The following is a 13,752-nucleotide window of genomic DNA, read 5'->3' on the forward strand; positions in this document are numbered from 1 at the left end:
CCCGGATCAGCCGAGAGCGGAGAGCAGCCGGTCGTACTCGGCCTGCGTGACGCCCAGCACCGTGCCGTGACGCGGACGGCTCGGAAGCTGGTAGTCGGCCGGGACGGTCCAGTCGCCCTTCTCGAGGTCGGTCGACTCGAACGGCACGTAGCCGCGGCCGCCGTACTCGTCGATGAACAGGTACCACTTGTCCTCGGTGTTGGACTTGAAGATCGTCGGCCCCTCACCGCGCGACAGCGCGCCGGAGCCGATGCACTCCTTCAGGAAGTCCCAGTTCGTGTTGGTCAGCGAGGTGGACTTCTCCTCGATGATGTACTTGCTGCACGGGCTGGAGGAGCTGTTGTTCCTCTCGTCCTTCGTGAAGCGGTAGTACGTCCCGTTGTGCTCGATCACCGTCGAGTCGATGACCGAGTAGCCCGGGTCCTTCCAGATCTTCGGCTCGGAGAAGGTGTAGAAGTCGCGGGTGGTCGCGTACACCATCTTGTTGTACGTGTCGCCCGTGTGCTGCGGGTTGCTGTACAGCTTGGACGCCCAGAAGACCACGTACGCGCCGAGGGTCTTGTCGTAGTACGCCTCCGGCGCCCACGTGTTGCCGGCCTCCGGCGGGGAGACCTGGACGAGCCGCTGGTTCGTCCAGTGCACCAGGTCGGTCGACTCGGCCACCATGATCGAGCGGCTGCCGCTGCGCTGCGCGCGGTCCCAGTCGCCGTTGCCGTAGATCTTGAGATCCGTGGCGATCATGTAGAACCGGTCGCCCTCGGGCGAGCGGATGACGAACGGGTCGCGCAGGCCCTTCTCGCCGACATCGGAGGTGACGACCGGCCGGCCGCCGTTGAGCTCCTGCCAGTGCAGCGGGTCGTTGCCCTTGCTCAGCGCGTTGTAGATCTGCTCGCCGTTCGAGTAGCCCTCGCCCGTGAAGTAGGCGAACAGGTAGCCCTTGTACGGCTCCTTGGCGGGCAGCGCCGGCACCTCGGGCTTGAAGATGCGCACGGCCTGGTGGCTGCCGCGCGAGATCGTGGCCTTGAGGTTCACCTTCACGGCGTTGGCACCCGGCGTGGGACGGTTGACCTCGCCGGTCTCGCTGAGCGTGTCAGGCTTGCTGGACCGCCAGGTGATGGTGGTGCCGTTCTCGCCCTTCGTCGGCAGCGTCAGGTTGCCGCGGACGTCGTCGATGTTGTGCACGACGAGCTTGCCGGCGTCGGTCTCGACGGCCCGCTTGTCGGTGTAGATCGCCTCGACGGTGACGTCGAACGTCTTCGTCTCGGTCGCCGTGCCCTTGGTGAGTGTGGCGGTGAGGGTGACGTGGGCGTCCGCCGCGCCCGCCGGCGGCCGGGTGACCGCGCCGGTCGTGCTGACGACGGACGGGTCGCTGGAGGCCCAGGTGATCGTGGACCCGGACGCGCCCTTGGCCGGCAGCGTCAGGTCGGACCGGACCGCGCCGGTGTCGCCGAGGTCGAGCGCCGCCGCGTCCTGCTTGACGATCTCGGCGTTGACCGGCCCCGCGAGCTGGGCGATCTCGGACGCGCCGAGGGCGCGGCCGTAGACGCGGAAGTCCTTGACCCTCCCCTTGAGGTACTTGTCCCCCGAGTAGAGCGAGCGGCCGATGTAGTTGGCCGTGGTCGTGCCGCCGCCGATCGAGCCCGGGGTGAGCGTGACGGCGGTGTTGCGGGCCACCTCGTCGCCGTTCTGGTACAGCACCCCGACGCCGCCGCCGAGCGTGTACGCGATGTGCTGCCAGCCGCCGCGCGGCAGGTTCACCCCGGCGTTGACGTTCTGCTCGGTCGACCAGTTGCCCGAGGCGATCGACGTGCGGAAGGTGTTGCCCGTGGTGAACAGATAGCCGTTGCCGCTCGACCCGCTCGAGTTGCCGAAGCCGTAGACGAAGTACGGCGTGGCCTGCGTGGGGTCGATCCAGACGTCGAGCGCGACCGTGATCGAGGTCATGCCGCGCATGAGGTTGTCGGGCACCTTCACGTACCCGTTGGTGCCGCCGAGCCGGAGGCCGTCGCCCCAGCTCGCGTCACCGTTGAGCGTGCCGTTCCTGCCGTTGCCGGAGGAGTCGGCCGCCACCGTGCCGGAGGTCTCGTCGAGCTTGTACCACAGAGCGAGGCCCTCGTCCGCCGCCGAGGCGGCCGACGGGACGAGTGCCGCGGCTCCGAGTGTGAGGGCGGCCAGGCCGCCCATCACGAACTTACTGAGCATCAAAATCCTTGCGCGAGCCGGTAGTAGGCCTGGTTCCACCGCAGTTCCTTGACGAACTGGCGGGAGGTGGTCGCCTCGTCGATGACGAGCAACTCGACGCCGAGCATGTCGGCGAAGTCGTTCAGCTCCTCGGACCCGACGGCCGAGGAGAGCACCGTGTGGTGCGGGGCGCCCGCCGTGATCCACGACTCGGCGGAGGTGCGCATGTCGGGCCGGGGCCGCCACACCGCGCGGGCGACCGGCAGGGCGGGCAGCGGCTCGAGCGGGGCGACCACGTCGATCTCGTTGGCCACCAGCCGGAACCGCTCGCCCATGTCGGACAGGCCCACCACCACGGCGGGGCCGGGGGCGGCGTCGAACACCAGCCGCACCGGGTCCTCCCGGCCGCCGATGCTCAGCGGGTGGATCTCGCACGCCGGGGTGTCCGCCGCGATCGTCGGGCAGACCTCCAGCATGTGCGCGCCGAGGATGAGCTCCTCGCCCGGGGTGAGGTGGTAGGTGTAGTCCTCCATGAACGAGGTGCCGCCGGGCAGGCCCGCCGACATGACCTTGAGCGTGCGCAGCAGCACCGAGGTCTTCCAGTCGCCCTCGCCGCCGAAGCCGTAGCCCTCGGCCATGAGGCGCTGCACGGCCAGGCCGGGAAGCTGGCGCAGCCCGCCCAGGTCCTCGAAGTTCGTGGTGAACGCCTTGAAGCCGCCGCCCTCCAGGAAGTGCCGCAGGCCCAGCTCGATGCGGGCCGCGTAACGCAGCGACTCGTGCCGCTCCCCGCCCGCACGCAGCTCGGGGGCCATCCGGTAGAGGTCCTCGTACTCCTTGACGAGGGCGGACACGTCGGCGTCCGCGGCGGCGTCCACGGCCTCGACCAGCTCGTTGACACCGTAGGTGTTCACCGACACCCCGAACCGCAGCTGCGCCTCGACCTTGTCGCCCTCGGTCACGGCGACGTCGCGCATGTTGTCCCCGAAGCGGGCCAGGCGCAGCGAGCCGACCTCGGCCCGGCCGGCCGCGGCGCGAGCCCAGGTGGCGATGCGCCCCGCCACCGACGGGTCGCTCACGTGGCCCGCGACGGTCTTGCGCGGCACGCCGAGGCGCGTCTGGATGTAGCCGAACTCGCGGTCGCCGTGGGCGGCCTGGTTGAGGTTCATGAAGTCCATGTCGATGGAGCTCCACGGCAACTCCACGTTGGCCTGCGTGTGCAGGTGGAGCAGCGGCTTGCGCAACGCGTCCAGGCCGGCGATCCACATCTTGGCCGGGGAGAACGTGTGCATCCACGCGATCAGGCCGATGCAGTCGTCGTCACCGTTGGCCTCAAGGCACACGCGGCGGATGGCCGCCGCGTCGGTGAGCACGGGCCGCCACTCGAGCTCGAACGGCAGCGCCTCGCCCAACTGCTCGGCGATGCGCTGGGACTGCTCGGCCACCTGCCGCAGCGTGTCCTCGCCGTACAGGCCCTGGCTACCGGTCAGGAACCATAGCTTCACAGGTGACTCCTCTGTCCATAGACGTTCTGATACCGGTCGTACAAGCGGTCGATGTCGCCCTGCGCGATCGGCAGGGGCTCACCGAGCTGCCGGGAGACGTGCACAGTGCGGGCGACGTCCTCGCACATCACGGCGGCCTTGACGGCCGCCTTCGGCGACTCGCCGATGGTGAACACGCCGTGGTTCTGCATCAGCACGGCGCGGGAGCGGTGACCGGTCAGGGTCGCGACGATCCCCTTGCCGATGTCGTCGTTGCCGATGAGCGCGAAGGGCCCGAGGGGGATCTCCCCGCCGAACTCGTCGGCCATCGCGGTGAGCACGCACGGGATCGCCTCTCCGCGGGCCGCCCACGCCGAGGCGTACGTGGAGTGGGTGTGCACGACCCCGTTGACCTCCGGCATGTGCCGGTACACGTAGGCGTGCGCGGCCGTGTCGCTGGACGGGGACAGGTCGCCCTCGACCAGGTTGCCGTCGAGGTCGCAGACCACGATGGACTCGGGGGTCAGGTCGTCGTACGACACCCCGCTGGGCTTGATGACGAACAGGTCCTCGCCCGGCACCCGGCCCGACACGTTGCCGGCCGTCCAGGCGACGAGGTTGTATCGCACCAGTTCGGCGTGGAGCCGGCAGACTTCCCTGCGAAGTTCATCGATCATGCGCTGGCCTCGTTCCTGATCGCGCGGAGCCGGTGGAGCATCTCGCCGTCCGCGAAGTGGTCGTGCAACCTGCGGTACTCGGCGTACAGCCGGTCGTAGGCGTCGGCCCGCTCGGTGTCGGGCACGTACGCTGCCGCCTCGCGCTTGCCCATCGCCGCCGCGGCGGCCGTGATGTCGGGGTAGGCGCCCGCGGCGACGGCGGCGTGGATGGCCGAGCCGAGGGCCGGCCCCTGGTCCGAGCCGATCACCGACAGCGGGCGGCGCAGCACGTCGGCGTACGTCTGCATGAGGAAGTGGTTCTTGAGCAGGCCGCCGGCGACCACGAACTCCTCGACCGGCACCCCCGACGCCTCGAACGTCTCCACGATCGTGCGGGCGCCGAACGCGGTGGCCTCGATGAGCGCGCGGTAGACGTCCTCCGGGCGGGTGGCGAGCGTCTGCCCGACGATCACTCCGGACAGGGTGTGGTCGACCAGGACCGAGCGGTTGCCGCCGTGCCAGTCGAGCGCGACCAGCCCGTGCTGACCGACCTTCTGCGCGGCCGCGAGCGAGGTCAGGTACTCGTGCAGGCCGACGCCCGCCTCGGCGGCCCGTTCCGCGTACGACGCGGGCACGCAGTTGTCCACATACCAGCCGAAGATGTCGCCGACGGCGGACTGGCCCGCCTCGTAGCCCCACAGCCCGGGGACGATGCCGTCGCGCACCACGCCGCACATGCCGGGGACCTCGGCGAGCTGGTCGGAGCACATGACGTGGCAGGTGGAGGTGCCCATGATGGCGACCATCTGGCCCGGCCGCACGGCGTCGGCAGCCGCGGCGGTGACGTGGGCGTCGACGTTGCCGACCGCCACCGCGATCCCCTCGGGCAGTCCCGTCCACTCGGCGGCCCGCGCGGTCAGGTGACCGGCGAGTCCGCCGAGCGGAGCGAGATCCTGGCCGAGCTTGCCGGCGAAACCGGCGAAGGCGGGATTGAGCGCGGCCAGGAAGTCCTCGGACGGGTAGGCGCCGTCCTGGTAGACGGCCTTGTACCCGGCGGTGCAGACGTTGCGGGTCTCCACCCCGGTGAGCTGCCAGATGATCCAGTCGGCGGCCTCGATCCAGCGGTCGGCCCGGTCGTACAGCTCCGGGTCCTCCTCCAGCAACTGCAGGCCCTTGGCGAAGGCCCACTCGGAGGAGATCTTGCCGCCGTACCGCGGCAGCCACGCCTCGCCGCGCTCGGCGGCCAGCGCGTTGATGCGGTCGGCGTGCGGCTGTGCCGCGTGGTGCTTCCAGAGCTTCGGCCAGGCGTGCGGCCGCTCGGGGAACTCCTCGCACAGCGGGTGGCCGTCGGCCGTGGCGGGCAGGATCGTGCAGGCCGTGAAGTCCGTGCCGATGCCGATCACCTGCTCGGCCGGGACCTGCGCGGCGGCCAGCGCCTTGGGCACCGCGTGCCGCAGCACGTCGATCCAGTCCGCGGGCGACTGCAGGGCCCAGTCCGGTCCGAGGCGGACGCCGGAACCCGGTAACGCGTCCTCGATCACCCGGTGGGCGTACTCGTGCACGGCGCTGCCCAGCTCCGCGCCATCGCTCACCCGCACCACCACGGCGCGGCCGGACAACGTGCCGTAATCCACACCAACCACATAACGGTCATTGTTAGCGTTCACACTCAACCTCCAGAGGCTCTTGCGCCGGCCACGCCCGGAGCGGGGGCCGCCCGCCGGCGATGCGGCCGGCGGCCCGAAACCGGTTTCCATCGATGTCGCCGTCCATCAGCGTGCGGTGCCGGCCCTGCGCTTGGTCCACACGTCGAACGCCACCGCGGCGAGCAGCACGGCGCCCTTGACGAGCATGACCCGCTCGCTGGGCGAGCCGATCAGCGACATGCCATTGTTGATCACCGCCATGATCAGACCACCGGTGATCGCGCCGACCACCTTGCCCACGCCGCCCTGCACGGCCGCGCCGCCGATGAAGGCCGCGGCGATCGCGTCCAGCTCGAAGCTGTTGCCCGCGGTGGGGCCCGCCTGGTTGAGCCGGCCGGCGAAGATGACACCGGCGATCGCCGACAGCACCCCCATGTTGACGAAGATCCAGAAGACCACCGACTTGACCTTCACGCCGGACATCACGGCCGCCTGCAGGTTGCCGCCGATGGCGTAGATCTGCCGCCCGAAGACGGTGCGGTTCGCCATCAGCGAGTACGCCAGCACGAGCGCCGCCAGCAGCACGAGCACCCACGGCAGATTCTTGAAGCGGGCGAGCTGCACGACGAGGAAGAGGATCAGCGCGGCTCCGGCCGCCATCTTCAGCGCGAACAGCACCAGGGAGTCGACCGCCTGGCCGTAGCCCTTGCGGGCGCTGCGGGTGCGCCACTGCGCGAGGACCATGCCGGCGATCGCGACGATGCCGACCAGCAGGCTGAACAGGTCGGCGCCCCCGAGCGGGCCGAGGCCGACGTTGCCCAGCCAGCCGTCGGTGAAGCCGTTGGCCAGCGTGCGGACCTGGTCGGGGAACGGGCCGATGCCCTGGTTGCCCAGGACGGTGAGGGTCAGCGCCCGGAACAGCAACATGCCGGCCAGCGTGACGATGAACGCGGGGATGCCGAAGTACGCGATCCAGTACCCCTGCCAGGCCCCGATCAGCGCGCCTGCCACGAGCGTGATCAGCAGGGCCGCCGGCCAGGGCACGCCCATGTTCACCATCAGCACCGCGGCCAGCGCGCCGGTGACCGCGACCACCGAGCCGACCGACAGGTCGATGTGCCCCGCGATGATGATCAGGATCATCCCGATCGCGAGGATCAGGATGTAGGAGTTCTGGACGATGATGTTGGAGATGTTCTGCGGCTGCAGCAGTGCGCCGTCGGTCAGCACCGAGAACAACACGATGATCAGCGCGAAGGCGATGTAGATGCCGCTGGAGCGCAGGTTGAGCGACAGCCCGCCGAGCGACACCCGGCCCGGCCGCCCCGGCGCTCCCCCGCCGCCCTTGGCGCCGACCTCCACGTCGGCGGGCGTGATGCTGCTCATGCGAGCTACTCCTGTCCCTTGGTCATGAGATACATGAGGCGTTCCTGCGTGGCCTCCTCGCGCGGCACCTCGCCGGTGACGCGCCCCTCCGAGAGCGTGTAGATGCGGTCGCAGAGGCCGAGCAGCTCGGGCAGCTCGGACGAGATCACCAGCACGGCCTTGCCCTGCTCCGCCAGACGGTTAATGATCATGTATATCTCGTACTTGGCGCCGACGTCGATGCCCCGGGTCGGCTCGTCGAGAATCAGCACGTCCGGCTCGGTCAGGATCCACTTGGAGAGCACGACCTTCTGCTGGTTGCCGCCGCTCAGCTTGCCGACGACGCTGTCGACGCCGGGCGCCTTGATGTTCATGCTCGCGCGGAACTGCTGGGCGACCCGGTATTCCTCATACTCGTTGACCCAGCCGCGCCTGGACAGGCCCTTGAGCCAGGCCGCGCTGATGTTGCGCTTGATGTCCTCGATGAGGTTGAGGCCGTACCTCTTGCGGTCCTCGGTGGCGTAGGCGACGCCGTGCCTGATCGCGTCCTGCACGGTGCGGATCTCGATCTGCCGGCCACCCTTGAAGATCCTGCCGGAGATGTGCACCCCGTACGTCCGCCCGAACACGCTCATCGCCAGCTCGGTGCGGCCGGCGCCCATCAGCCCGGCCAGACCCACGATCTCACCACGCCGCAGCATGAGCGAGGCCCCGTCGACCACCTTCCTTCCGGGCTGGCTGGGGCTGTAGACCGTCCAGTCCTCGATGCGGAACGCCTCCTCGCCGATCTCCGGCGTGCGCGGCGGGAAGCGGTTGTCGAGGGCGCGGCCGACCATCCCGGAGATGATGCGGTCCTCGGTCACGCGGTCGGCGGCCATGTCCAGCGTCTCGATCGTGCGCCCGTCACGGAGGATCGTGACGGAGTCGGCGATCGCGGTCACCTCGTTGAGCTTGTGCGAGATGATCACACAGGTGATGCCCTCGTCCCTGAGCCCGCGCAGCAGGTCGAGCAGGTGGGCCGAGTCCTCGTCGTTGAGCGCCGCGGTCGGCTCGTCGAGGATGAGGAGCTTGACCTCCTTCGACAGCGCCTTGGCGATCTCCACGAGCTGCTGCTTGCCCACGCCGATGTCGGAGACCGTCGTGGTGGGGTTCTCGCGCAGGCCGACCCGCTTCAGCAGCTCGCCGGCCTCGTAGTTGGTGCGGTTCCAGTCGATGACGCCGCGCGTGGCCCGCTCGTTGCCGAGGTAGATGTTCTCCGCGATCGACAGCTGCGGGCACAGCGCCAGTTCCTGGTGGATGATGACGATCCCGGCGCGCTCGCTGTCGCGGATGCCGCCGAACTCGCAACGCCTGCCCTCGAAGGTGATCTCGCCTTCGTACTGGCCGTGGGGATAGACCCCGGACAGCACCTTCATCAGCGTCGACTTGCCGGCGCCGTTCTCGCCGCAGATCGCGTGGATCTCACCCCGCCGGACCGCGAGGTTGACGTCCTGCAGGGCCTTCACCCCGGGGAATGTCTTGGTGATCCCGCTCATCCGCAAGATGTGCTCGGTCATGTGCCCCCCGCTCAGGGAGGGCCCGGGGACTGCTCCCCGGGCCCGGATCCCTACTTGAGCTGGTCCTCGGTGTAGTAGTTGCTGCCGATCAGGACGTCCTTGTAGTTGTCCTTGTCGACGATCACCGGGTCCAGCAGGTACGACGGAACGACCTTGTTGCCGTTGTTGTAGTCCGTGGTGTTGTTCACCTCGGGCTTCTGGCCCTTCAGCACCGCGTCGGCCATCTTCACGGTCTGCTCCGCCAGCTTGCGGGTGTCCTTGAAGATGGTGGAGTACTGCTCATCGGCGATGATCGACTTGACCGACGCCAGCTCGGCGTCCTGGCCGGTCACGACCGGGTACGGCTGGCCGCTGGTGCCGTAGCCGGAGCTCTTGAGCGCCGACAGGATGCCGATGGACAGCCCGTCGTACGGCGAGAGCACGCCGTCGACCTTGGCGTCGCCGGTGTAGGTCTTGGTGAGGATGTCCTCCATGCGCTTTTGCGCCGTGGCGGGGTCCCACCGCAGGATGGCGGCCTGCTTGAAGTCGGTCTGGCCGCTCTTGACCTTCAGCGTGCCGTCGTCGATCTTCGGCTTGAGCACCGACATCGCGCCGTTCCAGAAGAAGGTGGCGTTGTTGTCGTCGGGCGAGCCGCCGAACAGCTCGACGTTGAACGGGCCCTTCTTGCCGCTGTCGACGCCGAGGCCCTTCAGCAGCGAGGTCGCCTGCTGCACGCCGACCTTGAAGTTGTCGAAGGTGGCGTAGTAGTCGACGTTCGGGCTGTTGCGGATGAGCCGGTCGTAGGCGATGACCGGGATCTTGTTGTCCGCGGCCTCCTGCAGCTGCGAGGTGAGCGCGGTGCCGTCGATCGAGGCGATGATCAGGAGCTTGGCGCCCTTGGTGATCTGGTTCTCGATCTGGTTGACCTGGGTGGGGATGTCGTTCTCGGCGTACTGGAGGTCCACCTTGTAGCCGAGGGCCTCGAGCTGCTGCTTGACGTTGTCGCCGTCGTGGATCCAGCGCTCCGACGACTTCGTCGGCATCGTGACGCCGATCAGGGCCCCGGCGTTGCCGGCCGCGGAGGAGGCGGACGCCTCGACGTCCACCGTCTTCTGGCTGGAGCCGCAGGCGGTCATGGTCGCGGCGAGCGCGATGGCGGACACCACGCCCCCGATTCGTAGCAACCTCATATGCATCTCCTTGGTTGGGGGTGGCCGCACAGCTGGATGCGGCCGATAGAAGGGATAGGACGTTTCCGCACATCAAGGAGTTCTGCGGCGCGATCCCCCCGAGAACACGCGCTGCAGGAGGATGAAGACGAACAGCAGCAGACCAATGAAGATCTTGGTCCACCAGGAGCTGAGCGTGCCCTCGAAGCTGATGATCGTCTGGATCAGCCCCAGCACGAGCACGCCGAGCACGGTGCCGAGCAGGAAGCCGCTTCCGCCGGTCAGCAGCGTGCCGCCGATGACGACCGCGGCGATCGCGTCCAGCTCCATGCCCACGGCGCTCAGCCCGTAGCCCGACAGCGAGTAGAAGGCGAACAGCAGGCCGCCGAGGGCCGAGCAGAACCCGCTGATCGTGTAGACCGCGATCTTCGTTCGGGCCACCGGCAGACCCATGAGCAGGGCCGACTGCTCGCTGCCGCCGGTCGCGTAGACGTTGCGGCCGAGCCGGGTGTAGTGCAGCACGTACGCCGCGATCAGCACGACCACCACCGCGATCACCGCGCTCGGGGAGACCGACAGGTCGCCGCCGAGGTTGATCCGCGTCTGGGCGATATCGGTGAACGTCGGGTTCTCGATCGGGATCGACTCGGTGCTGATCGTGTAGCACAGGCCGCGGGCGAGGAACATGCCGGCCAGCGTGACGATGAACGGCTGGATCTCGAAGTAGTGGATGATGGCGCCCATGGCCAGGCCCAGCACCGCGCCGATCACCAGCACCAGGGCCATGACCGCGTACGCCGGCCAGCCGTCCTTCAGCAGGCTGGCGCTCAGCATCGTGGCGAGCGCGACCACCGAACCGACCGACAGGTCGATGCCGCCGGTGAGGATCACGAACGTCATGCCGACCGCGACGACCAGCAGGAACGCGTTGTCGATGAAGACGTTGAGGATGATCTGCCCGGTGGCGAAGTTCTCGTAGCGGATGCCGCCCGCCACGAACATGGCCACGAACAGGCCCGCGGTCACCAGGACCGGGATGTACTTCGGCGGGACCGTACGGCGGCGGAGGTCCCGCAGGCCGGTGATGCTCGTCATGCCGAGACCCTCACCTTCTCTTCGGCCGCCGGGCGCGCCGCGATCGGGCGCCTGCGGCGGTGGAACACCTTCGCGCGGAAGGCCGGGGACTGGATCAGGCAGACGATCGTCACCACGAGCGCCTTGAACAGCAGCGTCGTCTCCGGCGGAACGCCGATCGAGTAGATCGTGGTGGTCAGCGTCTGGATGATGAGGGCGCCCAGCACGGTGCCGCTCAGCGAGAACCGGCCGCCGGACAGCGGAGTGCCGCCGATGACGACGGCGAGGATCGCGTCCAGCTCGATCCACAGGCCGGCGTTGTTGCCGTCGGCGCTGGAGACGTTCGAACTGATCATGAGGCCCGCGATGCCGGCGCACAGCCCGCAGAACGCGTACACCATCATGAGCACGCCGCGGGCGCTGATGCCGGCCAGGCGGCTCGCCTCGGCGTTGCCGCCGACCGACTCGATGAGCAGGCCGAGCGCCAGGCGCCGGGTGAGGAACGCGGTGAGCGCGAGCACGACCGCCACGACGATGATCCCGAACGGCAGCGTCAGCCAGTATCCGCCGCCGATGAGCTTGTACGGCGAGCTGTTGACCGTGGTGATCTGCCCGTCGGTGATGAGCTGGGCCAGGCCGCGCCCGGCGACCATCAGGATCAGCGTCGCGATGATGGGCTGGATGCCGATCCCCGCGACGAGGAAGCCGTTCCACGCGCCGAGGACCACCGACAGCACCAGCGCGAGGCCCACGGCCCCGAGCACGCCACCCACCGAGTTCTGGTCGGACAGGCCGCTGATGCGCAGGCAGGCCAGCGCGCCGGCGATCGCCACGACCGAGCCGACCGACAGGTCGATGCCGCTGGTGGCGATGACCAGCGTCATGCCGAGCGACACCAGGATCAGCGGCGCGCCGAACCGGACGATGTCGATCAGGCTGCCGTAGAGGTGCCCCTCCTTCATCTGGATCTTGAAGAAGTTGTCCGTGAAGACGAGGTTCAGTGCCAGCAACGCGACCAGGATGACCAGGGGCCAGAACAGGCGGTGCTTCAGGATCCGGCTCATGATCGGGCTCCGCTCGCGATCGTCTCCGTCAGGGTGTCGGTCGTCAGCCCCTCGTTGTCCATCTGGGCGACCAGCTTGCGGTCGCGGAGCACGCCGACCTTGTGGCTGAGCCGCAGCACCTCCTCCAGCTCGGCGGAGATGAACAGCACGGCCATTCCGCCGTCCGACAGCTCGGCGACGAGGCGCTGGATCTCGGCCTTGGCGCCGACGTCGATGCCGCGGGTGGGCTCGTCGAGGATGAGCAGACGGGGCTCCAGGATGAGCCAGCGGGCCAGCAGCACCTTCTGCTGGTTGCCGCCGCTGAGGTTCTTGATGAGCTGGTCGGGGTTGGCCGGGCGGATGTTCAGCGCGGCGATGTACTTGTCGACCAGCTCGTCCTGCTTGCGCCGGGGGATCGGCCTGGTCCAGCCGCGGGAGGCCTGCAGCGCGAGGATGAGGTTCTCCCGGACCGTCAGGTCGGGGATGAGGCCCTCGGCGCGCCGGTTCTCGGAACAGAAGGCGAGCTTGCGGGCGACGGCCGAGCGCGGCGTGCGCAGGCTGACCTGCTCGCCGCCGATCTTCAGTGAGCCGGTGCCCGCGTGGTCGGCGCCGAACAGCAGCCGGGCGATCTCCGTACGGCCCGAGCCGAGCAGCCCGGCCAGGCCGACGACCTCGCCCTCGTGGATGGTGAGCGTGAACGGCTGGATGGCGCCGGTGCGGCCCAGCTCCTCGGCCTGGACCAGCGGCGCACCCTCGCGGGCCGGCGGGCGCTCCTCCAGCTTCTCCAGGTCGGCCAGCTCGCGGCCGATCATCTTGCCGATCAGCTCGACCTGGCTCAGCTCGCTGGTGAGGTACTCCCCCACGAGCGTGCCGTTGCGCAGGATCGTCATCCGGTCGGAGATCTCGTAGATCTGGTCGAGGAAGTGCGAGACGAACAGGATCGCGATGCCCTGCTCCTTGAGCCTGCGCATCACCGTGAAAAGCTGGGCGACCTCTCCGGCGTCCAGGCTGGAGGTGGGCTCGTCGAGGATGAGTACCTTCGCGTCGATGTCGACCGCCCGCGCGATCGCGACCATCTGCTGGATCGCCAGCGAGTACGACGACAGGGGCGCCGACACGTCGAGGTCGAGATCGAGGCGGGAGAGGATCTCCGCGGCCCGGCGGCGCATCGCCTTCCACTGAATCCGGCCGAAGCGGCGCGGCTCGCGTCCGATGAAGATGTTCTCCGCCACCGACAGGTTCGCGCAGAGATTGACCTCCTGGTAGACGGTGCTGATGCCCGCCTGCTGCGCGGCGAGCGGGCTGGAGAAGGCGACCCGCCTGCCCTCAAGCTCGATCTCTCCTGCGTCGATGTCGTAGACCCCGGTCAGCACCTTGATCAAGGTCGACTTGCCGGCGCCGTTCTCTCCCATCAGCGCGTGAACCTCGCCCGGCAGCAGCCGGAAATCGACGCCGTCCAGTGCCTTCACGCCGGGGAACTGCTTGCCGATCCCGCTCATCCGCAGGATCGGCGCGGGTGCGGCCATGCGGCGCCCCTCTCATGCTCGTAACTCGTCGTCGCGGGTGAGGCCGCCCCCGTGACGGGGGCGGCCCGGAACCCGA

Annotated in this window: 10 protein-coding genes; all 10 read right to left on the bottom strand. The window is 68.8% G+C overall.

Features of this window, described 5'->3' with window-relative positions; genetic code table 11:
• Positions 1-6: 6 nt before the first annotated feature.
• Complete coding sequence (locus tag IL992_RS25980; protein WP_226873772.1) at positions 7-2,202, bottom strand: immunoglobulin-like domain-containing protein; 2,196 nt, start codon at positions 2,200-2,202, stop codon at positions 7-9.
• Positions 2,202-3,683 (bottom strand): L-arabinose isomerase, encoded by a 1,482-nt coding sequence (gene araA, locus IL992_RS25985; RefSeq protein ID WP_193205980.1) that lies wholly within the window; start codon positions 3,681-3,683, stop codon positions 2,202-2,204. Before araA ends, IL992_RS25980 begins: the two co-directional genes overlap by 1 nt.
• A complete protein-coding gene (locus IL992_RS25990) occupies positions 3,680-4,339 on the bottom strand; it encodes an L-ribulose-5-phosphate 4-epimerase (RefSeq protein ID WP_079316089.1) in 660 nt (219 codons plus the stop codon). The genes araA and IL992_RS25990 overlap by 4 nt, the downstream gene beginning before the upstream one ends.
• A complete protein-coding gene (araB, locus tag IL992_RS25995) occupies positions 4,336-5,961 on the bottom strand; it encodes a ribulokinase (RefSeq protein WP_319018824.1) in 1,626 nt (541 codons plus the stop codon). Before araB ends, IL992_RS25990 begins: the two co-directional genes overlap by 4 nt.
• 129 nt (positions 5,962-6,090) lie before the next feature.
• The gene (gene mmsB, locus IL992_RS26000; RefSeq protein ID WP_193205982.1) at positions 6,091-7,350 is read right to left on the bottom strand and encodes a multiple monosaccharide ABC transporter permease; all 1,260 of its coding nucleotides are present in this window, start codon (positions 7,348-7,350) and stop codon (positions 6,091-6,093) included.
• Between the two features lie 5 nt (positions 7,351-7,355).
• Positions 7,356-8,885, bottom strand: coding sequence for a multiple monosaccharide ABC transporter ATP-binding protein (gene mmsA, locus IL992_RS26005; RefSeq protein WP_193205983.1), 1,530 nt, complete (start codon positions 8,883-8,885; stop codon positions 7,356-7,358).
• Positions 8,886-8,935: 50 nt separating this feature from the next.
• The gene (gene chvE / locus IL992_RS26010; protein WP_193205984.1) at positions 8,936-10,054 is read right to left on the bottom strand and encodes a multiple monosaccharide ABC transporter substrate-binding protein; all 1,119 of its coding nucleotides are present in this window, start codon (positions 10,052-10,054) and stop codon (positions 8,936-8,938) included.
• Positions 10,055-10,126: 72 nt separating this feature from the next.
• Positions 10,127-11,128: a galactofuranose ABC transporter, permease protein YjfF gene (yjfF, locus tag IL992_RS26015; RefSeq protein WP_193205985.1), complete on the bottom strand. Its 1,002-nt coding sequence runs from the start codon at positions 11,126-11,128 to the stop codon at positions 10,127-10,129.
• A complete protein-coding gene (locus tag IL992_RS26020; protein ID WP_193205986.1) occupies positions 11,125-12,171 on the bottom strand; it encodes an ABC transporter permease in 1,047 nt (348 codons plus the stop codon). Before IL992_RS26020 ends, yjfF begins: the two co-directional genes overlap by 4 nt.
• Positions 12,168-13,676 (bottom strand): sugar ABC transporter ATP-binding protein, encoded by a 1,509-nt coding sequence (locus tag IL992_RS26025; protein ID WP_193205987.1) that lies wholly within the window; start codon positions 13,674-13,676, stop codon positions 12,168-12,170. Before IL992_RS26025 ends, IL992_RS26020 begins: the two co-directional genes overlap by 4 nt.
• Between the last annotated feature and the right edge of the window lie 76 nt (positions 13,677-13,752).

The organism is Microbispora sitophila (assembly GCF_014892245.1).
Taxonomy (GTDB): domain Bacteria; phylum Actinomycetota; class Actinomycetes; order Streptosporangiales; family Streptosporangiaceae; genus Microbispora; species Microbispora siamensis.

Coding starts and splice junctions, on each gene's coding strand:
- IL992_RS25980 (WP_226873772.1), bottom strand. CDS start 2,202: ATGCTCAGTAAGTTCGTGATGGGCGGCCTGGCCGCCCTCACACTCGGA.
- IL992_RS25990 (WP_079316089.1), bottom strand. CDS start 4,339: ATGATCGATGAACTTCGCAGGGAAGTCTGCCGGCTCCACGCCGAACTG.
- mmsB (WP_193205982.1), bottom strand. CDS start 7,350: ATGAGCAGCATCACGCCCGCCGACGTGGAGGTCGGCGCCAAGGGCGGC.
- mmsA (WP_193205983.1), bottom strand. CDS start 8,885: ATGACCGAGCACATCTTGCGGATGAGCGGGATCACCAAGACATTCCCC.
- chvE (WP_193205984.1), bottom strand. CDS start 10,054: ATGAGGTTGCTACGAATCGGGGGCGTGGTGTCCGCCATCGCGCTCGCC.
- yjfF (WP_193205985.1), bottom strand. CDS start 11,128: ATGACGAGCATCACCGGCCTGCGGGACCTCCGCCGCCGTACGGTCCCG.
- IL992_RS26020 (WP_193205986.1), bottom strand. CDS start 12,171: ATGAGCCGGATCCTGAAGCACCGCCTGTTCTGGCCCCTGGTCATCCTG.
- IL992_RS26025 (WP_193205987.1), bottom strand. CDS start 13,676: ATGGCCGCACCCGCGCCGATCCTGCGGATGAGCGGGATCGGCAAGCAG.